This window comes from Methylobacterium sp. P5_C11, assembly GCF_054049775.1.
Genome location: NZ_JBFULS010000025.1, coordinates 35,627 through 58,554 on the forward strand (window position 1 = coordinate 35,627; position 22,928 = coordinate 58,554).

Here is a 22,928-nt window from a genome sequence, read left to right on the forward strand (position 1 = left end):
GGCGCTCAGTCGCCGGAGTCGACGGCGTCGCCGTCCGACCGCGTGCCCCGGGCCACCTCGCGCATCGCCGAATCCGCCAGGGGGCGCTGCAGCCGGAGTGCTTCCGCGGTGGGGGCTTCGAGCCAGGTCGCCCATTCCTCCGGTTGCGTGAGCAGGACCGGCATCGCCTTGGGATGAACCGGCCCGACCACGCCATTGGCATCCGTGGTCAGGAACGCGAACAGCCGGTGCTCCGCCGGCACCCGGTCGGGATTCTCGCGCTTCGTTCCCCGCACGCCGGTCCACGGCCGCCAGATCCCCGCGAAGGCGAAGAGCGGCCGGTCGTCATCCAGGGCGAACCAGACCGGCGTCTTGCGGGGCTTGGTGTCGGCATATTCGCTGAAGGCCGTCACCGGGACGAGGCAGCGATGGGCGACCCCGAGCCAGGGGCGCCAGTGCGGGCTCGCGACGTTGCGCACGTTGGTGATGGGGTGCTCGCCGAACGCTTTCGGCCCGGGCATGCCCCAGCGCATCATCGCGAGGTCCCGGCCGGCCGCGCCGTTCAGGACCACCGGCGCGAGCTGGTCGGGGAAGATCGCCGGAAGCGGCGGCAGGTTTCCGGTGCGATCCTGCGCGACGTCGAAGGCCCGTCGCAGAGCCGCCGGGCCGGTCCGTAGGCTGTAGAGATTGCACATGGGCTTCCCGGGCGGTTGGCGGAGCGCGCCGGCGGCGCCCCGCCGCCTCTACACGGTTCCGGTCCGTCCCGCCCGTCTCCGGCGGGACGGACCACGCCGTCTCAGTTCAGGTGGAACACCACCTTCACGCAGCCGTCCGTCTTGTCCCTGAAGGCCTTGTATAGGTCCGGTCCCTCGGCGAGGTCCTGCGAGCGATGGGTGATCAGGGAGGTTATGTCGATCTTGCCCTCCTGGATCAGCTTGGTCAGCGGTTCAAGGTAGCGCTTCACGTGGGTCTGGCCGCTCTTAAGGGTCAGGCCTTTCTGCACGATCGATCCCATGTTGACCGGGATCGGACCGCCATACACCCCGGGAATCGAGACGATCCCGCAGGGCCGGACCGCCTTGATGGCCTCGGCCAGGGCGTAGGGCCGCTCGGTGGCCGTCAGCTTCTCCTGCACGGCCGAGAGCACGCCGGTGAGGCCACCGTGGCCGGCGCTCGCTTCCATGCCGACACAGTCGATCACCCCGTCGGCGCCCTGGCCCTTGGTGATCTCCTTGATCCGTTCGAACACGTCCTCGTTCATGAAGTCGATGACGTCGGTGGCTCCAGCTTTCCGGGCGAGGGCGATCCGCTCGGGCACGGTCTCGATGGCGATGATCCGCTCGGCGCCCATGATCTTCGCCGACTGGATCGCGAAGATCCCGACCGGGCCGGCACCCCAGACCGCGATGGTCTCGCCGCCCTGGATCTCGCAATGCTCCGCGCCCTGCCAGCCGGTGGGCAGGATATCCGTGAGGAACAGGACGGATTCGTCGTCCATGCCGTCCGGCACCTTCATGGGAGCGACGTCCGCCATCGGCACGCGCACGTACTCGGCCTGGCCGCCCGCATAGCCGCCGGTGAGGTGCGAGTAGCCGAACAGGCCGGCCGTCGGGTAGCCGAACTGCGCGGCCGCCATCTCGGCGTTGCGGTTCGACCGCTCGCAGACCGAGTAGTTGCCGAGCTTGCACTGCCGGCATGACCCGCAATTGATATTGAAGGGCACGATGATCCGGTCGCCCTTCCTGAACTTGGTGAAGCCCTGACCGACCTCGACGACCTCACCCATGAACTCGTGGCCGAGGACGTCTCCGCTCTTCATGGTCGGCATCAGCCCGTCCATGAGGTGCAGGTCCGAGCCGCAGATCGCGCAGCTCGTCACCTTGATGATAACGTCGCGGGAATCCTCGATGACCGGGTCCGGGACGGTGTCGCAGCGGATGTCGTTGCGGCCGTGCCAGCACAGTGCCTTCATGGCGTTGTTTCTCCGGAAGCTTTCGGGATTGCGGCCATCTCGGCCGCTCTCCCGTAAAGCCCTCGGCGGTACGGCCAAGTTCCGAGGCCGTCCGCGGACCGCCCACTCAGCCTTTGCCGGTCGCGGTCTTCTTGGTGGCCGGAGCGCTGATGCCTTCCGGATCGTCCGGCGGATCGCCGGCCCGTAACCAAGAGGCGTCAACGGTTGGTGCCCCGAAACCGTGGTTTACAAATGTTTCACGTGAAACAGCGGTCTTCAGACCTTCTTCATGGTTTGTGCGCGGTGGAAGCGATGCCGTCGATGCCGATGTGAAGCTGTTCAGGGCCACGGAGGGAGGCGCCCGGGCGGTAAGGCGGAGGGTCGCCCATCAGGCGCGGGGCGACCAAGCGGCGGCTCAACGCCACCACGGCGATTTCGGCCTCGATCCGCGCGAGCGGTGCGCCGACGCAGTAGTGCAGGCCGCCGCCGAAACCGAAATGCTCGAGGTCGCCCCGGTCGGGATCGAAGCGGTCGGGAGTACCGAACCGGGCCGGATCACGGTTCGCGGCGGCGAAAAGCAGGATGACGGGCGCCCCCTTCGGGATCGTCTCGCCGGCCACGGTGATCGTGCCGAGGGCCTTGCGGGTCCGGAAATGGACCGGTGGCTCGTAGCGCAGAACCTCCTCGATGAGGCGCGGCGCGCGCTCGGGATCGGCGCGCAGGCGCTCCAGCTCCTCGGGGTGCCGCAACAGGGTCAGCATAGCGTTGCTGATGAGGTTCACCGTGGTCTCGTGACCGGCGACCAGCAGCAGGACCGCCGTGGACAGGAGATCGAAGTCGCTCAACTGCTTCCGGCCGTCCGGGCCGGGCGCGGCCAGACCGCTGAGCATGTCGTCGGTCGGGCGGCGACGCTTCTCGCGGATGAGGTCGCGCATGTAGGCGGCGATCGTGTCGAAGGCGCCGAAGATCTGGCGGCGGGTCGCGTCGTCGTGGCGCGCGTCCGGCTCCACGGCGGTGGCGAGCTGCGTCGCCCAGGCCTGGAAACGCGGCTCGTCCGCCCGGGGCACCCCGAGCAGCTCGCAGATCACGGTCACCGGCAGGGGATAGGAGAGATCGCCGACGAGGCAGACCTCCCGGCGCCCCCGACACCCGTCGAGCAGGGCGTCCACCTCGCGGGCGATCCGAGGCCGCAGCGCTTGCACCCGTGCGATCGAGAATTCCCGCATGACCAGGCTGCGCAGCCGGTCGTGATCGGGGGGATCGCGGAAGATGAACGGGCGGTGCGTGGCGCTGATGCGGTTCTTGATCGGATTGAGGATCAGGTCCTTGAGCGGATTGCCGGTGCGCGGACGCCGGGGTGGCGGCAGGTCCTCGGAGCTGAGGCGCGGATCGAACAGCAGAGCCCGGATCGCCGCATGCGTGGACACCACGTAGCTGCCGTCCCGCTGGCGCGAGACCGGGCGCTGCCGCAGCCGCGCGTAGAGCGGGTAGGGGTCGGCCCGGTTGGCCGGGTCCATGACGGCGGCGAACAGGGCGTCGTCAGACATGGACGGTCTCGGCGGGTGGGCGCGCCGGGGCGCCCGGGCGCGGCGACGGGAAGCCTGGGACGGCCGTCTCGATGCGGGGTCGGTCGGTGGCGTCGGTGATCGGCGGGAAGGGGGCGCCGGCCATGATCGCCTCCGCGTAGGCGGGCAGCCACCGGGCCTGATCGAACGAGACGGCCGCGATGCTGCGCCCGGCCCGGCCATAGACCGCGAGGAAGCGCCGGGACGCCCGCGAGCCCTGAACCACCGCGACGGAATCGGCGCCCTCCGGCAGTCCGACCAGCTTGATGTTGAGGCCGAACTGGCTCGACCAGAAGGCCGGCAGGTGCGCGTAGGGCCGCTGGCCGCCGGGGCCGGCCAGGATGTTGCGCGCGGCGTGGGCCGCTTGCTCGACGGCGTTGCCCCAGTGCTCGACTGCGACCAGCCGGTCGCCGTAGAGGGGGATCGGCCACCGTGCCACGTCGCCGGCGGCGTAGATGTCCGGGCAGGGCACACCCTCGGCGTCGAGGACGCGGCAGGCCGCGTCGCAGGTCACCCCGCCGGAATCCGCCCTGAGGCCGGCCGCCCGGAGCCAACCGGTCGCCCGGGTCGCGCCGAGGGCCGCGATGACGAGGTTGGTTTTGAGGACGCTGCCATCCGCCAGCCGGGCGCGCGCCACATGTCCCGCCGCATCGCCCTCGAAGGCGCGGACCACGGTCCCCGGGCGGAACGCGGCGCCGGACGCGCGCAGGCTTTCGGCGATCACCCCGCCCACGAAGGTCCCCAGTCCGCGCGCCAGGGGCGCGGCATTCGGATCGACCAGGGTGACGGGCAGTCCGAGATCGCGCAGGCACGACGCCGCCTCGCAGCCGATCAGGCCGCCCCCCACGATCAGTACCTGCCGCGGGCGGGAGAGCAGGGTTTCCCGCAAGGCCGCGGCGTCATCGCGTCCGCGCAGGGTGAAGATCCCGGCGAGCCGGCCGCCGCTCTCGGCGGGCCAGGGCCGGGCCTCCGCGCCGGTGGCCACGAGGAGGGACTCGTAGGCCAGAACCGATCCATCGGCGAGCCGGACCGTGCGGGCCGCCCGGTCGAGGGCCACGGCCGGGCTCCCGAGACGCCAGCGGGCGCGGAGGTCTGCCAGTTCCGGCAGGCGGGTCGCGTCGGCGGCGAGTTCCCCGGCGAGCACGTGCTTCGACAGGGGCGGCCGGTCGTAGGGGCGGTATGGCTCGGCGCCCACCAGGGTGAGCGGCCCGTCGTAACCGCCCCGCCGCAGCGCCTCGGCGCCGCGCAGGCCCGCGAGGGACGCCCCGACCACGACGATGCCGGCGGATTCGGGAGTCATGGCGCGTCCCCGTCGTCCGGGCCGGCCTGGAGGCTGATGGCGCGGACCGGGCACGCCTGCAGCGCCCGCTCGATGGCGCCCCGCCGCTCGGCCGGCGGCGTCGGATCGTAGAACAGGATCTCGTGGCCGCGGAGAACGAAGGCGTCCGGCGCGGCGTAGCAGCACTGCGCGTAGCCCTGGCAGCGGTTGAGGTCCACGACGACCCGAAGCGCAGCGCCCGCAGAGGCCGGTTTCATGCCGACCTCGCCAGAGGGAGCGCGTCTCCGGACCGGGCGAGATCGTCCACCGCGGTCAGGATCGACGCCATGGCGTCCCGTGCCGCGAAGGCGTCCCGCATCGCCCCGGCGCGCTGGCGGAAGCCGGGCTCGTCGAGCACCCGGGACACCGCCGCACGCAGCGCGTCGGAGGTGGGGGTGTTGGTCCCCAGATTGAGGCCAACCCCCGACCAGCCGATCCGTGCGTTCACCTCGGCCTTGTCCTCGGTGAGTCCCGCCGAGACGATCGGCACGCCGGCCGCTAGCGCCTGCGAGACGCTGCCGTAGCCGCCATTGGTCACGAGCACGCTCACCCGCGGCAGCAGGTCCCGGAACGGCAGGAAGGTGGCGACGCGGGCGTTGGCCGGCACCGGCCCGCGCAGCGCGTCCACGGGACGGCCGCCGGTAGTGGTCAGGACCAGGAGATCGTCCCGGTCGGCCAGGGCTGCGAGGGCCGGCTCGACCAGCTCCCCGAAATCCGCGTTGGCGAGGGTGCCCTGGGTGACGAGCACGACGGGCTTACCGGCCGCGTTCGCGCGCTCCAGCTCGGGCCACCAATCGGGCAGCGGCGCCGGGGGCGTCGGCGGCTGGAGCAGGCCGATGAAGCGAAGACCCGGCGGCAGGACGCCGTAATCGTACTCGAAGCCCGGCACCGTGGGCTGCAGGAACAGATCCGGCAGGATCACGACGGAGTGGGGCAGAGAGGCCGGCAGCGGCGGCAGGCCGAGTTCCGCGAGCCGGGCATCCGTGTAGCTCCGCACCGGGTTCACGAAGGCCGCGTCCATGCCGGCCTTCAAGGTCGCGTAGCGGACGTGATCCTCCCGGTCGCGGGCCGGCGGCAGGCCCAGGCCCACGGGTGCGTGATCGGGCCGGTCGAGGAACAGGATGCTGACATTGACGGTCACGATCGGCGGCCGCGGCGCGGTGTCGAGGAGGAGCGGCAACACGCCGAGGAACATGCTGCCGGCCACGATCGCGTCCGGCGCCTCGGCGGCGATCAGGGCGCGCAGCGCGGCGGCCTGGATCGGCATGGGATCGACGAACCGGCGTTGGAACTCACGGCGGTAGCGCTCCGGCCCGGCGGGCAGCGCGGTCTCGCGGAATGCGGCCGCATCATTGTCCGTGTAGGCCGTGAACCGGAGGCCCGCCGCCTCGACCTTCGATCGGAACGCCGGGTCGGTGAGAACCAGGACGTCGTCGCCCCGTGCCGCGGCGGCCCGGCCGACGGCGAGGAGCGGGTTCACGTGGCCGGTCAACGGCGTCGCGGCGATCAGGATCTTCATCTCGGTCTCCTCGAGTGCCGCTGGACGGACCGGCCACACGCCCCGTCACGGTCTCCCCAGCGCGGTGCCGAGACCGACCGGGCGTGTTGCATGCGCTCTACGGTGGGCAATCGCCTGCTGATGCCGCAGGTTACAGCGGGCGGACCGACCTCGTGTGGCAGCGCACAAAACCGGACGGGCGCGCCGGTCAGCACCCATGGCTTGCCGTCCTTCGAGCCGAACGCGTGCTGATGCGATCATACCGGTATTGGCCCCGACGAACAGACCATCCCGGCCGGGACGTTCACCGGGACAGGACGGCTTGGCCGCGGTCGACGGGCCGCACCCGCCGCGGCCGCGTCGCCGGCTGCCGACGACGCGGCGGCACCGGGCCGCCGCGCGTTAATCGGTGACGATCACCCGGTTCGGCAACTCGTCGGGATCGCCCGGCTCCGCCGGGAGGCGTTCCGCGAGACAGGCGCCCACCCGCTCGACCGCCGCGGTCAGGCCGGGCTCGACGGCGCCGCGCCCGAGGGCCAGCACGAGGTCGGCGAGAATGCCGTCCCAGGTGGCCGGCGGGATCGCCCGCAGGACGCCGAGATCGGTGACGATCTCCGCGTGCCGCTCGGCGAGCGACAGGTAGAGGAGGACGCCGGTGCGCCGGCGCGTCAGGCTCAGCCCCCGGGACCAGAAGGCCCGCTGGGCCGCTTCCCGGGCGCGGGCGCTGCGCAGGCGGCGCGGGACGAGGGCGAGGCGCAGCCCCTCGCTCTGGCTCGCCGCCAGGATCGCGGCCACGAGGGCCGCCTGGGCAAGCAGGATCGACGCGGCGCTCCAGGCCGTCAGGACGAGCAGCGGCCAGGGGAGGACCAGCGCCGCCACCAGGGCCGTCAGCAGGACGAACGAGCGATAGGCGCCCGCCCGCCGGCTCACCATCACGACGATCTCGCCGGATGTCCCGGCCTCGGCGCGCGCCACCGCCCGGGCGAGCCGGTCCCGCGCCTCGGGTGTCAGCACGTCCGCGCCCCTACCAGTCACCGGAGGCTCCTCCGCCGCCCGACGAGCCGCCGCCGCCGGAAAATCCGCCGTCGAAGCCCCCCGACGACCCGCCGTCCGAGAAGCCGCCGCCCCATCCACCCGAGCCGGGACCCGGCAGGAAGACGATGCCGCCGCCGCGCCCCGACCGGCCACCCCGGTTCATGCGCCAAGCGACGAACAGCACGATCAGGAACAGGGCGATGAAGACCGCGACCTGCGCGGGATCGACCTCGTCGGCGCGCACCTGCGGCTTGCGCTGCCATTCCTGCGCGTCGCCCGACAGGATCGACAGGATCCCGTCGACGCCCGCGTCGAGGCCGCCGAAATAGTCGCCGGTCTTGAAGCGCGGCGTGATGGCGCTGGCGATGATCACCCGGGAGAGGGCGTCGGTGAGCGCGCCTTCGAGGCCGTAGCCGACCTCGATCCGCACCTTCCGCTCGCTCGGCGCCACCAGCAGCAGGACGCCGTTGTTGGTCTTGGCCTGCCCGAGCTTCCAGTCCCGGAACAGGCGGTTGGCGTAGTCCTCGACGGTCGTGCCCTGGAGGTTCGGCACCGTGGCGACGACCACTTGGTCCGAGGTCTTGTCCTCGTGCGCCTTCAGCTTCGCCTCGAGCGTGCCGCGCTGCTCCGGCGTGAGGATGCCGGCCGCGTCGACCACGCGGCCGGTCAGCGCCGGGAAGCTCAGCTCGGCCGCCAGCGCTCCGATCGCATAGACCGTCAGGCAGGCCGCCAGGACGGCCAGCGACAGGGCGAGCCGCACCCGGACGGGCATGACCCGGCTCATGGCCCGGCTCATGGCCCGGCTCATGGCCCGACCCTCGGTCCTGCCCATGGGCGGCACCCTAGAACTTCACGTTCGGCGGCCGGTCGGCGTTGGGCGTCGCCGTGAAGGTCTCCATCGGCTTGGCGTCGGGATACAGGATCGCCGCGATCCAGCGACCCGGGATGGTGCGCACCTCGGTGTTGTAGGCCTGGACGGCCGTGATGTAGTCGCGCCGCGCCACCGCGATGCGGTTCTCGGTGCCCTCGAGCTGCGATTGCAGGGCGAGGAAGTTCTGGTTCGACTTGAGGTCGGGATACTTCTCCACCGTCACCAGCAGGCGGCCGAGCGCGCCGGAGAGCTGGTTCTGGGCGTCCTGATATTCCTTGAACTTCTGCGGGTCGCTGACCGTGGAGGCGTCCACCTTCACGCTAGAGGCCTTGGCGCGCGCCTCGGTGACCCCGATCAGCACGTCCTTCTCCTGTTGGGCGTAGCCCTTCACGGTCTCGACGAGGTTGGGGATCAGGTCGGCCCGGCGCTGGTACTGGTTCTGCACCTCGCTCCAGGAGGATTTCGCCTGCTCCTGCAGCGTCGGCACCCGGTTGACCGCCCCGCAGCCGGAGAGACCGGCGGCCACCAGGATCGCCGAGAGCACGCCGAGGAGGCGCGCCGCGGGCGATGTCCGGCGCACCGCGCCGGCCGTCAGCGTCGTTCCCATATCGTCCCCCTTCTGCCGGCCGAGACTCGGCCGCTTGATCACGAACACGAGAGATAAGGGCACGAACCGTCAAGGTAAGGCCCTTGCGTCCGTTGCCTTGAAGGTTTGTGGCGCCGCCCGGTAAGGGGGCGGCAACGGTCCGGGCCTGCGCACGTTCGGATCAGCGGGCGGACCGATCGGCACGGCGCCGCGGAGACCGGGAATGGATGCAGCACTCGCCGACCATGTCAGGGCCGCCAGCGCCGCCGCGCGGCGCCACGCCCGGGCGTTCCGGGCGCCGTCCGGCAAGGACGCGCTCCCCTGGTCGATCATCGAGGCGTTCGACGCCCGGGTCCGTGGCAACCTCGCCCGCGATCCTCGGATCGAGGACGAGCGCGACCGCGTCCTGATCGCCGCCGTGAAGCTCGCCGAGACGCCGGTCGAGGAGGGGGAGGAGACCATCGCCGAGGCGCGCGCCCATCTCGTCGACGCGATCGACTACCTCGAACAGGCGGTGCTGCGCTTCGGCCGCGTCAACCGGGAGGGGGCCAAGGCCGGTCTCGGCACCTATGGCCAGCCGGTCGGATCCCGCGACTGACGGCGCGCCTGAACCGAGCGCCGGATGCCCGCCGACCTGCCCGCGGCCGCAACCCTGAGCCGCCTCGACCTGAAGACGCTCCGCCTGTTCGCGGCCATCTGCGAGGAGGGGACGCTCAATGGCGCGGCCCGGCGGGCGGCCATCGCCCCTTCGGCGGTGAGCAAGCGCCTCACCGAACTGGAGCACGCGCTGGGCTGCACGCTGCTGACCCGCGAGCCCCGCGGCATGCGCCCGACGCCCGCGGGCGAGACGCTGCTGCATCATACCCGGCGAATGCTGGCGAGCGCCGAGCAGATCGCCCTGGAACTCGCCGAACACGCCCGCGGCGTCCGCGGCTTCGTGCGGGTGCTCGCCAACCTCTCGGCCATCGTGGAATTCCTCCCCGAGGATCTGCAGGCCTTCCTGGCGGCGCAGCCCGGGATCCGTCTTGACCTCGAGGAGCGCCCGAGCGGCGGCGTGGTGGCAGGGGTCGAGGAGGGACTCGCCGATCTCGGCATCTGCGCGGGGGCGACCGATACGCGGTCCCTCGACGCCCACCCGTATCGGTCCGATCGCCTCGTCCTGGTGATGCCGGCCGGGCATCCCCTGAGCGGCCGCGACGCCGTCGCCCTGGCCGACACCCTCGACTACGACCATGTCGGCCTGCACGCGGAGAGTTCGATCTACGCCGCGCTGCGGGACGAGGCGCGGCGCCTCGGCCGGCCCCTCCGGCTGCGCATGCACGTGCCGAGCTTCGACGCGATCTGCCGGATGGCGCAGGTCGGGATGGGCCTCGGCACCGTGCCGGAGCACGTCTACGCCCTGCTCGGACCGCCGATGCGCCTCGCCGCCGTCGCCCTGACGGATCCCTGGGCGCAGCGTACCCTGCGCCTCGTGGTCCGCCCCGGTCCCCTGACGCCCGCCGCGACGCTCCTGCTGGCGCATCTCAGGGCGGCTGCGCGCTGACGACGTGCGTTCTCCGTACGCGAACGCACGGTGGTGCATGACGTTTGGACTTAAATTGCTGAATTGCAGTAATCACACAATCAATAAAGATGGAGGAGAGAATGTCCGGTCCGCTCAGCGGCATCCGTGTTCTTGAGCTTGGTCAGCTGATCGCGGCGCCGTTCGCGACGCGCTTGATGGCCGAGTTCGGCGCCGAGGTGATCAAGGTCGAGCCGCCGGGCGAGGGCGACCCGCTGCGCAAGTGGCGCAAGATGCACGAGGGCACCTCGCTCTGGTGGTACCTGCAGTCGCGCAACAAGAAGTCGATCGCCATCAATCTGAAGTCTCCGGAAGGCCTCGACATCGTCAAGCAGCTCGCCCGGAGCGCCGACGTCGTGGTCGAGAACTTCCGCCCCGGCGGCCTGGAGAAGCTCGGTCTCGGCTGGGACGTGCTCTCGGCCCTCAACCCGAACCTCGTGATGGTGCGGATCTCGGGCTACGGCCAGACCGGCCCGTACCGCGACCGGCCGGGCTTCGGTGCCATCGGCGAGTCGATGGGCGGCATCCGCTTCACCACCGGCAGCCCGGATTCGCCGCCGGCCCGGGTCGGCGTCAGCATCGGCGACACCCTGGCCTCGCTCCACGGCGTCATCGGCGCCCTGATGGCCCTGTTGCGGGTCAAGACCGGGCAGGGCGCGGGCCAGGTCATCGACGTCTCCCTCGTCGAGAGCGTCTTCAACGTCATGGAGAGCCTCGTCCCCGAATACGACCTGCTGGGCGAGGTCCGCACCCGCACCGGCGGGGCGCTGCCCGGCATCACCCCGTCGAACACCTATCCCACCCGGGACGGCGGCTACGTGGTCATCGCCGGCAACAGCGACCCGATCTTCCGCCGCCTGATGACGGCGATCGGCCGGCCCGACCTCGCGGAGGATCCGGCCCTGCGCAACAACGAGGGCCGCTCAAAGCAGTCCGCCCTGCTGGACGGCACGATCGCGGACTGGTCCAAGACCAAGACCGTCGCGGAGGCCCTCGCCGTCCTCGACGCCGCCGACGTGCCGGCCGGCCGGATCTACTCGGTGGCCGACATCGTGGCCGATCCGCACTATCAGGCCCGCGACATGATCCTGCAGGCGGAGCTGCCCGGCGGGACGGCCGTGAAGATGCCCGGCATCGTCCCGAAGCTCTCCGAGACCCCCGGCGAGGTCCGCTGGCAGGGACCGGCCCTCGGCGCCCACACGGATTCCGTGCTCACCGAACTCGGCCTCGACGCGGCCCGCATCGCCGCCCTGCGCGAGAAGGGAGCCGTGGCATGAGCGGCGACGCCCTGATCGTCCAGGAGGTCGCCACCCGCGACGGCTTCCAGATCGAGCCGGTCTTCGTCGAGACCGCCGAGAAGATCCGCCTGATCGATGCCCTCGCGGAAGCCGGGTTCAGCCGGATCGAGGTCTCGTCCTTCGTCTCGCCGAAGGCCGTGCCGGCGCTCGCCGACGCGGCCGCGGTGTTCGCCGGGATCCGGCGCCGGCCGGGCACCGTCTACGTCGCCCTGGTGCCGAACCCGAAGGGCGCCGAGCGGGCGCTCGCCGCCGAGGTCGACGAGATCAACCTCGTCGCATCCGTGAGCGAGACTCACAACCGCGCCAACATGGGCATGAGCCCGGCCGACTCGATCGCCGGCTTCGCGCGGATCATGGATTCGGTGCGGGGTGCGCCCGTCAGCACCAACGCCACGGTGGCGACCGCCTTCGGCTGCCCCTTCGAAGGCGACCAGCCGGCCGACAGGGTCGTCGCGCAGGTGGAGCGATACCTGTCGCTGGGCGTCGACGGGGTGACGCTGGCCGACACCACCGGCATGGCCAATCCCCGGCAGGTCGGCCGCCTCGTCGCGCGGGTCCTGCCCCTGATCGGTCCCGGACGCCTGACGCTCCACTTCCACAATACCCGCGGCCTCGGCCTCGCCAACGTGCTGGCGGCCTACGACGCGGGCGCCCGGCGCTTCGACGCGGCCCTCGGCGGCCTGGGCGGCTGCCCGTTCGCGCCCGGCGCCACTGGCAACATCTGCACCGAGGATCTCGTCAGCATGGCCCACGAGATGGGTGTGCCGACGGGCCTCGACCTTCCGGCGCTGATCGGCCTGTCGCGGGACCTGCCCCGCCTCGTGGGTCACGAGGTGCCCGGCCAGGTCGCCAAGGCCGGACGACCCTGCGACCTCCACCCGCCGCCGGCCAAGGCGGCTTGACCGGAGAAGAACTGCGGTGGGCTCGCAATGGCCCGCCCCACGGACGCGGCCCGTGAAACGCCGACGTCTCTGACGGACGCAATGCGCGCCCTCTCCCGTACGGGAGAGGGTTGGGGTGAGGGGTGCGACCTCCCCGGACAGATTTCTTCCCTCACCCTGTCCCCCTCCCGCACGGGAAAGGGGACCGGCGCCTCGTCCGCCCAACGTGGCATCACTGTCGTGTGCCGTTGGCCGACCCAAACTCGATTCCGCGGGAAGCCGCCCACCCGAAGGCGGCCCCGCGCCCGATAGGTTCCGAAAGAACCACCACGGAGGAAACCATGACCGCAGCCCTGTCGGGTTCGCCGGCCGCCGTCGAGGCCGGCGCGGTGACGGAGAGCGGCGTCGTCCGCAAGGTCGCGTGGCGGCTCATGCCCCTGATCATGATCTGCTACATGTTCGCGTTCTTCGACCGCATCAACATCAGCTTCGCCAAGTTCCAGCTCCAGAGCGACCTCGGCTTCAGCAACGTCGCCTACGGGCTCGGCGCGAGCATGTTCGTGATCGGCTACGTGATCTTCGAGGTGCCCTCGAACCTGTTCCTCTACCGGGTCGGGGCGCGGCGCTGGATCGCCCGGATCATGATCTCCTGGGGCATCGCCACCGCGCTCATGATCCTGATCCGCAGCGAGTGGCACTTCTACGCCCTGCGCTTCCTGATCGGCGCCATGGAGGCGGGCTTCGCACCGGGCATCCTCTACTACCTGACCATCTGGTTCCCGGCCTCGCATCGCGGGCGGATCACCAGCTTCATGTTCGTGGCCTCGGCCTTCTCGGGCATCTTCGGGGCGCCGGTGGCGGGCCTGATCCTCGGCGGGCTCAACGGCGTCGGCGGCCTCGCAGGCTGGCAGTGGCTGTTCCTGGCCGGCGGCCTGCCCTGCCTAGTCCTCGGACTGCTCGTACTGATCCGCCTCGACGACCGGATCGCCGACGCCCGCTGGCTCTCCGAGCCCGAGAAGGAATTCCTGTCGAGCCGCATCGCCCACCACAACCGCGAGATCGGCGACCACTCGCTCCTCGGGGCGATCCGGCAGCCGGGCTTCCTGATGATCGCGCTGATCTACTTCCTGCTGCAGATCGGCTCCTACGGCCTGAACTTCTGGGGGCCGGACCTGATCAAGACCGCGAGCGGCGGGCAGGCGGCCTCCGTCGGCTTCCTGACGGCGATCCCCTACATCTGCGGGGCGATCAGCATGGTGGTGATCGGGCGCCTGTCCGACGCCTCGGGCGAGCGGCCGAAATTCGTCGCCGGCCTCGCCGTCGCGGCGGCGCTCGGCTTCTTTGGGGCCGGCCTGTTCGACAAGCACATCGTGCCGCTCATGTTCGCCCTCGCGCTGCTGGGCGCCGGCATCGTGGCGTCGATCCCGACCTTCTGGACCCTGCCGGCCAAGCTCGTCACCGGCGTCGGCGCGGCAGGCGGCATCGCCCTGATCAACACGCTCGGCCAGTTCGGCGGCATCGTCAGCCCGGTGATGGTCGGCTGTGTGAAGGACCTGACCGGGTCGACCACGCCGGCCCTCTACGGCATCGGGGTCCTCTGCCTCGTCGCCGCCGGGCTCGCGCTCTTCGCCATGCCGGCGAGCCTGCGCCGCAGCGACCGCGCGGTGTGAGACGAAGGCGGCGCGCGTCCCGGACGGCAGATCACGGGACGCCCGCGCGGGCCGCGGTCCGGTAGTCCCGGGGCGTCACGCCGTGGCGGTCCCTGAAGCGGCGGGCGAAGTGGGCCTGGCTGGCGAAGCCGCACCCGTAGGCCAGCATGCCGATCGACAGGTGGGCGCAGGCGGGATCAGTCAGCCGCCAGGCGGCCGCCTCCAGCCGGCGGTCCCAGATGTAGTCGGAGATGTGCCGGCCGCGCTCGTGGAACAGCTCCTGGAGGCGGCGCAGCGACAGCCCCATCGCGGCGGCGAGCGCGGGGGGATCGAGGGTCGGGTCGCACAGGTTCGCTTCGATGTAGGCCTTGGCGCGCTGGACCGTGGCGTTGCCCTGGACCGAGCGGGGGATCTCCTGCGCCAGCCGATCGGCGAGGCTCGCCACGATCAGATCCATGCCGATGCCGGCCATGCGCGCCGCCGTGACTGCGTCGAGCCGGTGGCTCATGCCCAGCAGGTCGCGAAAGAAGGTCTGGGCCAGGAGGGTGGGGCCGGCATCCCCGTTGAGGGTCAGCGCCGTGTAGAGCCGGGTCGGCCCGAGTTCGCCTTCCAGGCGCTCACGGGGAAGTTCCATGAACAGGTATTCGCTGTCGGCGTCCGAGGCCACGACCCCGGGCCGTTGATCGAGCACCACGATGTCGCCAGCCCTCTGCACCGAGCACCGGTCGTCCTGAAGGCTCGTCGTACGACCGGCCAGCGCGAAGGCGACGCAGACCCGCCCCTCTGCCCTCCGACGGCGGAGCGTGTCGGGGGTCGCCTCGCTCCGGACGGACCTCTGTGCGATGCGGCTGACGAGGAGCGGGCCGACGGCCGCGACGTCCAGGCGCGCCGCGAACGGGCTGTCGTCGAGACGCAGCTGCTCGATGGGTTCGCACTGGTCGAACAGGGTCTCCCGCCAGCGCCGGAAGCCGTCCCGGGGATGAAGCCCGGCGGTCGTGAAAAGCGTCTGCATCCCTGCCGCTCCGGGAGTCCTGCGGTTGCATCGCGACCATGACCGGCGAACGCACCGCACGATGCCGCGCGCTTCGCAGCCTGGCGGCCGCACGCGCAGACCAAAGCCGAAGACGGCTTCAAGTGCAGATCATGTCGGCTGAAATCAGTGAACGCCACAGTAACCAATCCGCGGGCGCCGCCGTTTGCGCGGTCGGACAAGAGACCTCGCGCCGCCAGACAAACCGCGCTCCGCTCATATTGTATATTATCTGCATCCTCAAGAAGCGGCGGGAAATCCGCACGCGGGGGTCGACTCCTCACCGGCCAATCCCTGGCCCTGCAACAACTTAGCGCCACCGTTCCGTCCCGGCTCGATCGCCCGGATGAGGTGCCGGCGGTGGCGCGCCGTACAACAGCGATGTCTCAAATGGATACCCATACCGATCACCGTTCGACGTTCATGCTGGAAAAGGTCGGTGCGATCGTCGCGGCCTACGTGTCCCGCAACGCGGTCGAGGCCGCGGCCCTGCCGGGGCTGATCGACCAAGTGCACACGGCGATCGCGCGTCTCCGTGGGACCGCGCCGGGCTCGGGCGGCCTGAGCCAAGCGCAGGTCGAGGCCTCGATCCAGGACGCGGGCCTGATCAGTTTCATCGACGGCCGGCCCTACCAGACCCTGAAGCGCCACCTCACCGCGCACGGGCTCACGCCCGAGCGCTACCGGGCCAAGTACGGCCTGCCGGCCGATTATCCGATGGTTGCTCCGGGCTACGCGGCGCGGCGGTCGGTGATCGCCAGGGCGATTCAGCTCGGCCAGAAGGCGGCCTGAGCGATGACCCCGGACTCATCCGACGACCGGATGCCGGTGACGTCCGCGCCCTCGCCGGGAACTCAGGACGCCCTGACCCGCATCGCCCGGATCCTCGACGTGCCGGTGGCGAGCTTCTACCCGGACGCCGACCGGTCCGAGATGGCGATCAGCCAGGCCGCCGACCTCGTCACGGCCTTCGTGGCGATCGACAATCCCGCGGCGCGCCGGACCTGCCTGGCCTTCGTGCGGGCCATGGCCAGTTCCTGAGGCGTCGGGGGGCGCCGCAGGGAGCCGGACCGGAGACCGTCCGCTCCGCGTCACGCGGGGCTCGGCTTCCGGTCCGGCCGCTCAGAACACCTTGCGTCAGACCACCTGGCGTCAGAACACCTGGCGTCAGAACACGTGGCGTCAGAACACGTGGCGCAGGATGAAGAACAGCACGGCCGCGAGAGTGATCGCCGCCGGCAGGGTCAGGATCCAGGCGAGCGCCATGTTGCGCACGGTGGCCATCTGCAGCCCCGAACCGTTGGCCGCCATCGTGCCGGCGACGCCGGACGACAGGATGTGTGTGGTCGAGACCGGCAGGCCGTAGAGTTCGGCCAGCCCGATCGTGCCGGCGGCGACGATCTCGGCCGAGGCGCCCTGCGCGTAGGTCAGGTGGATCTTGCCGATCTTCTCGCCCACCGTCACGACGATGCGCTTCCAGCCGACCATGGTGCCGAGGCCCAGTGCCAGGGCGACGCAGACCTTCACCCAGCCCGGGATGTAGCGCGTGCCGTCGTTGAGAAGGCCGGAATAGCCTTTCAGGGTCGCCTTGTCGGCCTCCGAGAAGCCGGCTCCGGCGTTCGGGAGCACCCGCACCGCGTCGGCGGCGAGATACATGTCGCTGCGCAGGTTCTGGGTCTGGGCGGCCGGCACCGTGCGGATCGCGCCGTAATTCTTCACGCTGGCGGCGATGTCGTCGGAGAGCGCCGCCAGCGCCGCGTAGACGGGCGGCGTGTCGAGCACCTTGGTCTTGAGCGCCTCCGTCACCGTCCGGCGCGCCGCCGCGGCGTCCGGCATCGGTGCACCCTGCGCGCGGGCGGAGAAGACCTGTCTCGCCGCCGTCGAGGCCTGCACGAAGGCGGGAGTCGTGTCGTCCGCCATGGTGCGGTTGAGCGCGTAGGCGGTCGGGGCGGCGCCGATCAGGATCAGCATGATCAGGCCCATGCCCTTCTGCCCATCGTTGCCGCCGTGGAAGAACGAGACCAGCGTGCAGGTGAGGATCAGCAGGCCGCGGATCCACGGGGGCGGGGGTGCCTCACCCTTGGGCGCCTCGTAGAGGTCCTTGCGGCGCACAGCGAATTTCAGCGTGCGCAGCAGCAGCGCGGCGAGCACGAAGCCGCAGACCGGCGAGAACAGCAGCGCTTTGAAGACGTTGAGCGCCTGGTTCCAGTCGACGCCCGCGGTGCCGTCGCCGCCGTTCATCAGCTGGTTGGCGAGGCCGACGCCGAGCACCGAGCCGATCAGCGCGTGGGATGAGGAGTTGGGCAGGCCGAAGGCCCAGGTCCCGAGATTCCAGAGGATCGCAGCCAGCAGGAGCGCGAAGATCATCGCGTAGCCCGCATGCGAGCCGACGTTGAGGATCAGCTCGACCGGCAGCAGCGTCACGATGGCGTAGGCCACGGCGCCCGAGGACAGCATCACGCCGAGGAAGTTGAAGAAGCCCGACCAGATCACCGCGACGAGCGGGGGCATCGAGTGGGTATAGATCACCGTGGCGACCGCGTTGGCGGTGTCGTGGAAGCCGTTCACGAACTCGAACGCCAGCGCGATCAGCAGGGCGAGGCCGAGCAACGCGAAGGCGCCGTAGGCCAGGGGTGCCTCGCCGACGGCGTTCATGTCGGCGATGAGGCTCACCACCGCGTAGCCGAGACCCGCCACCAGAACGAGCAGGAAGGCGACCACCCCGCCGAGATGCATCCCGTGATCGAGGCGCGGGCCGCCCGCGGACCGCCGTCCGGCCGCTCCCGAAGGCATCATGGCGGAATCGGACATGAATCCTCGCGCAGCACCTTCTCGATGGGAACCGGGAATTAGGAGGTGCCCATGACGGGCCGGTGACGCCGGCGCTCCCCGGACAGGCAACAACGGCTTTCGCCTCCCGGAGATCTGCTGCCGGCGCGCGCCGATCGATCCGTCCGGACCGTCCCCGCTCGGCCGGGACAGGGCGGATCGACCTTGGCGGCGCTCGCCCGGCCGTCGACGCGGCCGCGCCGGCTTGACGGCCGGCAATCGAAGTCATGCTGAATCAAAGATTAGGACTTGATGATATCTGTGTTGGCAAAGTTTATCGCCTGTTGCCACGAAGATACAGATGCAAAACTTGAGAAGTATGACTGAATTATGACAGATTATCGTGGGTATACTTGGCTAAAGCTTCCGCCCGCAGGCCGAAGGGTCGCGATGTGCGGGGGCTCGACATGTTGGTTCGATACGGGGTCTCGATCGCGGCCTTGGCGGTCGCGGCGTTCGGTCCGGGGGCGCAGGCCCAGACCGTCAACACCACGGCTTCGGACGTGAATGTCCTCAGTCTGCTGGCGCCGTATCTTCTGCTCAACTCGAGTGCGACCGGCCAGCAGACGCTGCAGCTCAACCTGTCGCAATCGGCGGCGGTCAACACCGGCGCCGGCCGGGCGCAGCAGGAACTTGCGATCAGCGACAAGAGCCTGCTCGGCTCGGCGAGCAACAACCTCTCCGCGGTGGGGCTCGGCACCTACGGCGTCGCTGCCAACCTCGCGGGCGGCCTGCCGGGGCAGACGCCGATCAACGGCCTTGTCCCGCAGCAGCTCGTCGGCGGCCTCGGCGCCCAGCTCGGCCCGATCTACCAGCGCGGTGTCGCGCAGGGGGCGAGCGGCCCCCTCGGCAGCGTCGTCAACCTGCTGGTGGGCGCCTACAGCGTCACGGGGAACAACCTCGGCGTCGCCAAGAACTACTTCGCCAACGGCGCGGCCAACAATCCGAGCGTGACCCCGGCCGGCTACGTAGCGGTCCCGGCCGTGCCCCCGGCCGGCTCCAGCCTGCCCACCGCCAACGGCCTGCCGAACACCACCAACAGCGTCTACGACCTCGCCTACAGCGTGACCAACACGCAGGCGGGACAGGACGTCTACGGCTCCTCGCGGCCCGTCCAGGCGGCGCCGGCCCGGTTCAACGTCTTCGACCCGTCGGCCCTCAACGGCATCGCCACCAACCCGTCCTTCCCGAGCGGGCACACCACCTACGCCTATACCGACGGCATCCTGCTCGCGATGCTGGTGCCGCAGCAGTACCAGAGCATGCTGGCCCGGGCCGCCGACTACGCCAACAGCCGCATCGCGCTGGGCGTGCACTATCCCCTCGACATCATCGGCGGCCGGGCGCTGGCCACCTACGACCTCGCCCAGGCGTTCACCAACCCGGCCTACATCAACAACGCCGCGGTGACCGGCACGGCGCTCAACCTGCCGACCCAGTTCGTCCAGGCGCAGGGCCAGATCCAGGCCTATCTCGCGGCCCAGTGCGGCAACACGGTCGCGGCCTGCGCGGGCAGCGCCGCCAACAGCGCGGGCAACCCCTACGTGCCCTCCGCGGCCAACCAGACCGCCTACCAGAGCCGCCTGACCTACGGCCTGCCGACCCTGTCCTTCGCCCAGGCGCCCCGCGAGGCGGCCCCCGCCGGCGGGCCGGACGCCTCCATCCTGCTCGCGCCCCTGTACGGCGGCTCGACCGCGGCGGCCCGGACCCTCGCGCCGAACGGCGGCCTCTACGGCCAGCTCGCGACGGGCACCATCAACCAGATCCTCGTGAACACCGAGACCAACGCACTCGCGGCCTTCTACGGAAGCCCGCTCAGCTACTGGAGCCGCATCGACCTCTATGCGACAGCCGGATACTTCGGGTCCGTCACCGGCACCCTGCGGATGGACCTCGGCGACCGTCTCGGCATCGACGTCGGCATCGGCCAGGGCGGCGCGCTCTACGCCAACGGCACCATCGCGGGCACCGCCTTCGTGGGGGCCGGCGGCCTCCTCGGCGGCACGGGCACGCTGGGCGGCATCAGCGCCCTGCCGGGCGGCACGGTCGCGCCGGGCCATTCCATCGGCGCGCTGGCCGTCACCGGCGCCGTCGCTTTCGCGCCGGGTTCGATCTATCAGGTCGAGGCCAACGCCGCCGGCCAGTCCGACCGGATCGCCGCCGGGGGCGCCGCCTTCCTGTCCGGGGGCACCGTACAGGTTCTGGCGGCCTCGGGCGCGTACAGCCCGCGCACCACCTACACCATCCTCTCCGCGGCCGGCGGCGTGTCGGGCCAGTTCGCCGGCGTGACCGCCAACCTCGCCTTCCTCAGCCCGGGCCTGCGCTACCGGCCCGGCGCGGTCGACCTGACGCTGACCCGCAACGACGTGGCGTTCTCCAGCAGCGCCACCAGCCGGAACGGCGCGGCCGCGGCCAATGCCGTCCAGGCGTCCGGCTCCGGCCGGCTCTACGACGCGGCGGTCGCGTTCACGTCCGGCGAGGCGGCGGGCGGCTTCCGGGCGCTCGCGGGCGATATCCATGCCGGCACCGTGTCCACCGCCTACGAGACGGCGTTCTTCGTCCGCGAGGCGGTGCTCGACCGCCTGCGCTGGGGCAACCCCGGCACGGGCCTGGATTACGGCACCCTGCCGTCCGCCTACGCGGCCGACCTGCCGGGCCGGCCGCCGGTGGTGGCGGCCGTGCCGGTCCGGACCCTCGATCCGCAGGTCTTCGGCCTCTGGGGCCAGGGCTTCGGGGCGTTCGGCACCGCCGACGGCGGCGGCAACGCGGCCGACCTGAACCGGCAGATCGCGGGCTTCGCCGCCGGCGCGGACCTGCGCCTGCCGGGCGGAATGCGGTTCGGCGTGGTCGGGGGCTACACCGAGGCGTATCTCGACAGCGCCGGCCGGCTCGGCGGCACGGGCGGTCTGGAAAGCGCCACGCTCAAGAGCGGGTTCGGCGGCGTCTACAGCGGCTATGAAGTCGGGTCGGTCTCGCTGCGGCTCGGCGCAGTCTACGCCGATACGGATACGCGCACCCGCCGCGTGGTCTTGTACGGCCTGTCCGACACCCCGACCGGGCACGGTGGCGGCCACACGGTGCAGGGCTTCGGCGAGATCGGCTGGAAGATCCCGCTGGCCGCGCCGGCCGCGGCTGTGCTGGTCTCCCAGGACGGAGCCGGCGCGATCGCGGTTCAGCCCGCGGCGGCCTATGTCGAGCCGTTCGTCGGCGCCGCCTATGTCGGCATCCGGCGCGACGCCTTCGTGGAGGCCGGGGGTGCCGCGGCGCTGACGAGTCTCGCGCGGGACTACGATCTCGGCGCGGCGACCGTGGGCGTGCGGGCGCAGACGAGCCTGGATCTGGGCCTGGGCCTGCCGGTGGCGGCGCGCGGGCTGGTGGGCTACCGGCGGGCGTTCGGGGACGTGGTGCCGGCGGCGCTGCTGCGGTTCGGCACGGGGCCGGCTTTCCTGAGCGCGGGCGTGCCGATCGACCGGGACGCCTTCGTGGCGGAGGTGGGACTCGACCTCGCGGTGGCGCCGAACGCGAGCCTGGGCGTGGCCTACACGGGCCAGACCGGCGCACGGGCGCAGGACCAGGCCGTGAAGGGCAACTTCACCTTTCGGTTCTGAGGAGCACCCGGCGGCCGCCTCTGTCACACGCCTGACGCGGTCCGGCCGCTAGCGGACCGGACCGCTCGCCTCTCGCTCGAGGGATCCGCATGATTGACGCCACGGTGCCGGCCCTGTCCCTCGGCGCGCTCCTGGCCCTCGTCCAGATCGGCAGCATCGCGGTCGCGGGCCGGCGCCTCGGCGGGGCGCCCGGCCGGAGCCCCGGACCGTCGCGCTTCCCGGCCGGCGCGCCCGTGTCCCTGGTCCGCCCGCTCCACGGGGTCGAGGCCTACAGCGAGGAGATGCTCACCCGGAGCTTCCGGCTCGATTATCCGTCCTACGAGCTGATCTTCTGCGTGGCCGATCCGGGCGACCCGATCCTCCCGATGGTCCGGCGCCTGATCGAGGCCCATCCGGAGGTGCCCGCCCGCCTGATCCTCGGCGACGAGCGGGTCAGCGCGAATCCGAAGCTGAACAACTGCCTGCGCGGCTGGCGCGCCGCCGCCCACGACTGGGTGGTGCTCGCCGATTCCAACGTCGCGATGCCGCCGGACTACCTCCAGCGCCTCCAGGCGGCGTGGCGGGACGACACCGGCCTCGTCTGCTCCGCGCCGGCCGGCGCCCGCCCGCGCAGCTTCATGGCCGAGGTGGAATGCGCCTTCCTCAATACCCTGCAGGCCCGCTGGCAATACGCCGCCGAGGCCTTCGGGCTGGGCTTCGCGCAGGGCAAGAGCATGCTCTGGCACAAGCCCTTTCTGGAGGCGCAGGGCGGCCTTCAGGCGCTCGCGGCCGAGATCGCCGAGGACGCGGCCGCCACCAAGCTGGTGCGCGCCGCCGGCAAGCGGGTCCACCTCGTGGCGAGTCCGTTCGAGCAGCCGCTCGGCCCGCGCGGCTTCCGCGAGGTCTGGGCGCGGCAGCTGCGCTGGGCACGGCTGCGGCGGGTGACCTTCCCGCTGTTCTTCGCCCCCGAGATCGGCAGCGGCGTCCTGCTGCCGGCCCTCCTCGTCGCCCTCTGGGCCGGCAGCCTCGCGGGCCTCGCCGGCGCTGCCGGCCTCGCCGCCCTGTGCTATGCCGCCGAGCACCGGCTCGCATTCCGCGCGGGCTGGCACCGTTCGCCCCGCATGCTGGCGGCCTTCCTGGCGCGCGACGTCCTGATCCCGGCGATCTGGCTCGGCGCCTGGATGCAGAGCGCCATCGTGTGGCGGGGCAACGCCATGGATGTGCGTCCCCGGCGGGCCGCCGATGCGCGTCCCTACGCGCCGACGGCCTGACCGCTCGACGATCGGAGGC

General features: G+C 71.3%; 20 protein-coding genes. 9 read left to right on the top strand and 11 right to left on the bottom strand.

The window, feature by feature from the left end; all coding sequences use genetic code 11:
• Nucleotides 1-5 precede the first annotated feature (5 nt).
• The 9 genes from ACXJKQ_RS15135 to ACXJKQ_RS15175 form a co-directional block, all read right to left on the bottom strand.
• The gene (locus ACXJKQ_RS15135; protein ID WP_457106552.1) at nt 6-674 is read right to left on the bottom strand and encodes an SOS response-associated peptidase; all 669 of its coding nucleotides are present in this window, start codon (nt 672-674) and stop codon (nt 6-8) included.
• 101 nt (nt 675-775) lie between these two features.
• Entirely contained in the window at nt 776-1,951 is a 1,176-nt protein-coding gene (locus ACXJKQ_RS15140) for a zinc-dependent alcohol dehydrogenase (RefSeq protein ID WP_457106553.1), read from the bottom strand.
• 266 nt (nt 1,952-2,217) lie between these two features.
• Nucleotides 2,218-3,477: a cytochrome P450 gene (locus ACXJKQ_RS15145; protein WP_457106554.1), complete on the bottom strand. Its 1,260-nt coding sequence runs from the start codon at nt 3,475-3,477 to the stop codon at nt 2,218-2,220.
• On the bottom strand, nt 3,470-4,795 hold the full coding sequence (locus ACXJKQ_RS15150) for an NAD(P)/FAD-dependent oxidoreductase (RefSeq protein ID WP_457106555.1): 1,326 nt from the start codon (nt 4,793-4,795) through the stop codon (nt 3,470-3,472). The genes ACXJKQ_RS15145 and ACXJKQ_RS15150 overlap by 8 nt, the downstream gene beginning before the upstream one ends.
• Nucleotides 4,792-5,031: a ferredoxin gene (locus ACXJKQ_RS15155; RefSeq protein ID WP_457106556.1), complete on the bottom strand. Its 240-nt coding sequence runs from the start codon at nt 5,029-5,031 to the stop codon at nt 4,792-4,794. Before ACXJKQ_RS15155 ends, ACXJKQ_RS15150 begins: the two co-directional genes overlap by 4 nt.
• Nucleotides 5,028-6,332 carry a nucleotide disphospho-sugar-binding domain-containing protein gene (locus ACXJKQ_RS15160; protein WP_457106557.1) on the bottom strand — a complete coding sequence of 435 codons (1,305 nt, stop codon included), beginning with the start codon at nt 6,330-6,332 and terminating at the stop codon, nt 5,028-5,030. Before ACXJKQ_RS15160 ends, ACXJKQ_RS15155 begins: the two co-directional genes overlap by 4 nt.
• A gap of 381 nt (nt 6,333-6,713) precedes the next feature.
• On the bottom strand, nt 6,714-7,346 hold the full coding sequence (locus ACXJKQ_RS15165) for a TPM domain-containing protein (RefSeq protein WP_457106558.1): 633 nt from the start codon (nt 7,344-7,346) through the stop codon (nt 6,714-6,716).
• Complete coding sequence (locus ACXJKQ_RS15170) at nt 7,336-8,154, bottom strand: TPM domain-containing protein (RefSeq protein WP_457106559.1); 819 nt, start codon at nt 8,152-8,154, stop codon at nt 7,336-7,338. The genes ACXJKQ_RS15165 and ACXJKQ_RS15170 overlap by 11 nt, the downstream gene beginning before the upstream one ends.
• Before the next feature lie 34 nt (nt 8,155-8,188).
• Entirely contained in the window at nt 8,189-8,824 is a 636-nt protein-coding gene (locus ACXJKQ_RS15175; RefSeq protein WP_457106590.1) for a LemA family protein, read from the bottom strand.
• 202 nt (nt 8,825-9,026) lie between these two features.
• Between ACXJKQ_RS15175 and ACXJKQ_RS15180 the strand changes: the two genes are divergently transcribed.
• The 5 genes from ACXJKQ_RS15180 (at nt 9,027) to ACXJKQ_RS15200 (ending at nt 14,213) form a co-directional block, all read left to right on the top strand.
• A complete protein-coding gene (locus tag ACXJKQ_RS15180; RefSeq protein WP_457106560.1) occupies nt 9,027-9,401 on the top strand; it encodes a hypothetical protein in 375 nt (124 codons plus the stop codon).
• A gap of 24 nt (nt 9,402-9,425) precedes the next feature.
• Nucleotides 9,426-10,346, top strand: coding sequence for a LysR family transcriptional regulator (locus ACXJKQ_RS15185; RefSeq protein WP_457106561.1), 921 nt, complete (start codon nt 9,426-9,428; stop codon nt 10,344-10,346).
• 101 nt (nt 10,347-10,447) lie between these two features.
• On the top strand, nt 10,448-11,641 hold the full coding sequence (locus ACXJKQ_RS15190; protein ID WP_457106562.1) for a CaiB/BaiF CoA transferase family protein: 1,194 nt from the start codon (nt 10,448-10,450) through the stop codon (nt 11,639-11,641).
• Entirely contained in the window at nt 11,638-12,564 is a 927-nt protein-coding gene (locus ACXJKQ_RS15195; RefSeq protein ID WP_457106563.1) for a hydroxymethylglutaryl-CoA lyase, read from the top strand. Before ACXJKQ_RS15190 ends, ACXJKQ_RS15195 begins: the two co-directional genes overlap by 4 nt.
• 320 nt (nt 12,565-12,884) lie before the next feature.
• Nucleotides 12,885-14,213, top strand: a complete 1,329-nt coding sequence (locus tag ACXJKQ_RS15200) for an MFS transporter (RefSeq protein ID WP_457106564.1) — start codon at nt 12,885-12,887, stop codon at nt 14,211-14,213.
• Between the two features lie 31 nt (nt 14,214-14,244).
• Here ACXJKQ_RS15200 and ACXJKQ_RS15205 read toward each other — a convergent pair whose 3' ends face one another.
• Nucleotides 14,245-15,204 carry a helix-turn-helix domain-containing protein gene (locus ACXJKQ_RS15205; RefSeq protein ID WP_457106565.1) on the bottom strand — a complete coding sequence of 320 codons (960 nt, stop codon included), beginning with the start codon at nt 15,202-15,204 and terminating at the stop codon, nt 14,245-14,247.
• A gap of 408 nt (nt 15,205-15,612) precedes the next feature.
• Here ACXJKQ_RS15205 and ACXJKQ_RS15210 point away from each other — a divergent pair, with 408 nt between their 5' ends.
• Entirely contained in the window at nt 15,613-16,014 is a 402-nt protein-coding gene (locus ACXJKQ_RS15210) for a MucR family transcriptional regulator (RefSeq protein WP_457106566.1), read from the top strand.
• Nucleotides 16,015-16,017: 3 nt separating this feature from the next.
• A complete protein-coding gene (locus tag ACXJKQ_RS15215) occupies nt 16,018-16,263 on the top strand; it encodes a hypothetical protein (protein WP_457106567.1) in 246 nt (81 codons plus the stop codon).
• Between the two features lie 141 nt (nt 16,264-16,404).
• Here the strand turns inward: ACXJKQ_RS15215 and ACXJKQ_RS15220 are convergent, their stop codons facing one another.
• Complete coding sequence (locus tag ACXJKQ_RS15220; protein WP_457106568.1) at nt 16,405-18,033, bottom strand: inorganic phosphate transporter; 1,629 nt, start codon at nt 18,031-18,033, stop codon at nt 16,405-16,407.
• A gap of 425 nt (nt 18,034-18,458) precedes the next feature.
• Between ACXJKQ_RS15220 and ACXJKQ_RS15225 the strand changes: the two genes are divergently transcribed.
• Nucleotides 18,459-21,659 carry an autotransporter domain-containing protein gene (locus tag ACXJKQ_RS15225; protein ID WP_457106569.1) on the top strand — a complete coding sequence of 1,067 codons (3,201 nt, stop codon included), beginning with the start codon at nt 18,459-18,461 and terminating at the stop codon, nt 21,657-21,659.
• 89 nt (nt 21,660-21,748) lie between these two features.
• The gene (locus tag ACXJKQ_RS15230) at nt 21,749-22,909 is read left to right on the top strand and encodes a ceramide glucosyltransferase (RefSeq protein WP_457106570.1); all 1,161 of its coding nucleotides are present in this window, start codon (nt 21,749-21,751) and stop codon (nt 22,907-22,909) included.
• The last annotated feature ends 19 nt before the right edge of the window (nt 22,910-22,928 follow it).

What these genes read in the sequence shown, in the direction of transcription:
- ACXJKQ_RS15135 (WP_457106552.1), bottom strand. Translation starts at nt 674, where the DNA reads ATGTGCAATCTCTACAGCCTACGGACCGGCCCGGCGGCTCTGCGACGG.
- ACXJKQ_RS15140 (WP_457106553.1), bottom strand. Translation starts at nt 1,951, where the DNA reads ATGAAGGCACTGTGCTGGCACGGCCGCAACGACATCCGCTGCGACACC.
- ACXJKQ_RS15150 (WP_457106555.1), bottom strand. Translation starts at nt 4,795, where the DNA reads ATGACTCCCGAATCCGCCGGCATCGTCGTGGTCGGGGCGTCCCTCGCG.
- ACXJKQ_RS15145 (WP_457106554.1), bottom strand. Translation starts at nt 3,477, where the DNA reads ATGTCTGACGACGCCCTGTTCGCCGCCGTCATGGACCCGGCCAACCGG.
- ACXJKQ_RS15185 (WP_457106561.1), top strand. Translation starts at nt 9,426, where the DNA reads ATGCCCGCCGACCTGCCCGCGGCCGCAACCCTGAGCCGCCTCGACCTG.
- ACXJKQ_RS15215 (WP_457106567.1), top strand. Translation starts at nt 16,018, where the DNA reads ATGACCCCGGACTCATCCGACGACCGGATGCCGGTGACGTCCGCGCCC.
- ACXJKQ_RS15180 (WP_457106560.1), top strand. Translation starts at nt 9,027, where the DNA reads ATGGATGCAGCACTCGCCGACCATGTCAGGGCCGCCAGCGCCGCCGCG.
- ACXJKQ_RS15225 (WP_457106569.1), top strand. Translation starts at nt 18,459, where the DNA reads ATGTTGGTTCGATACGGGGTCTCGATCGCGGCCTTGGCGGTCGCGGCG.
- ACXJKQ_RS15220 (WP_457106568.1), bottom strand. Translation starts at nt 18,033, where the DNA reads ATGTCCGATTCCGCCATGATGCCTTCGGGAGCGGCCGGACGGCGGTCC.
- ACXJKQ_RS15205 (WP_457106565.1), bottom strand. Translation starts at nt 15,204, where the DNA reads ATGCAGACGCTTTTCACGACCGCCGGGCTTCATCCCCGGGACGGCTTC.
- ACXJKQ_RS15155 (WP_457106556.1), bottom strand. Translation starts at nt 5,031, where the DNA reads ATGAAACCGGCCTCTGCGGGCGCTGCGCTTCGGGTCGTCGTGGACCTC.
- ACXJKQ_RS15195 (WP_457106563.1), top strand. Translation starts at nt 11,638, where the DNA reads ATGAGCGGCGACGCCCTGATCGTCCAGGAGGTCGCCACCCGCGACGGC.
- ACXJKQ_RS15200 (WP_457106564.1), top strand. Translation starts at nt 12,885, where the DNA reads ATGACCGCAGCCCTGTCGGGTTCGCCGGCCGCCGTCGAGGCCGGCGCG.
- ACXJKQ_RS15190 (WP_457106562.1), top strand. Translation starts at nt 10,448, where the DNA reads ATGTCCGGTCCGCTCAGCGGCATCCGTGTTCTTGAGCTTGGTCAGCTG.
- ACXJKQ_RS15175 (WP_457106590.1), bottom strand. Translation starts at nt 8,824, where the DNA reads ATGGGAACGACGCTGACGGCCGGCGCGGTGCGCCGGACATCGCCCGCG.
- ACXJKQ_RS15170 (WP_457106559.1), bottom strand. Translation starts at nt 8,154, where the DNA reads ATGAGCCGGGCCATGAGCCGGGCCATGAGCCGGGTCATGCCCGTCCGG.
- ACXJKQ_RS15210 (WP_457106566.1), top strand. Translation starts at nt 15,613, where the DNA reads ATGGATACCCATACCGATCACCGTTCGACGTTCATGCTGGAAAAGGTC.
- ACXJKQ_RS15160 (WP_457106557.1), bottom strand. Translation starts at nt 6,332, where the DNA reads ATGAAGATCCTGATCGCCGCGACGCCGTTGACCGGCCACGTGAACCCG.
- ACXJKQ_RS15230 (WP_457106570.1), top strand. Translation starts at nt 21,749, where the DNA reads ATGATTGACGCCACGGTGCCGGCCCTGTCCCTCGGCGCGCTCCTGGCC.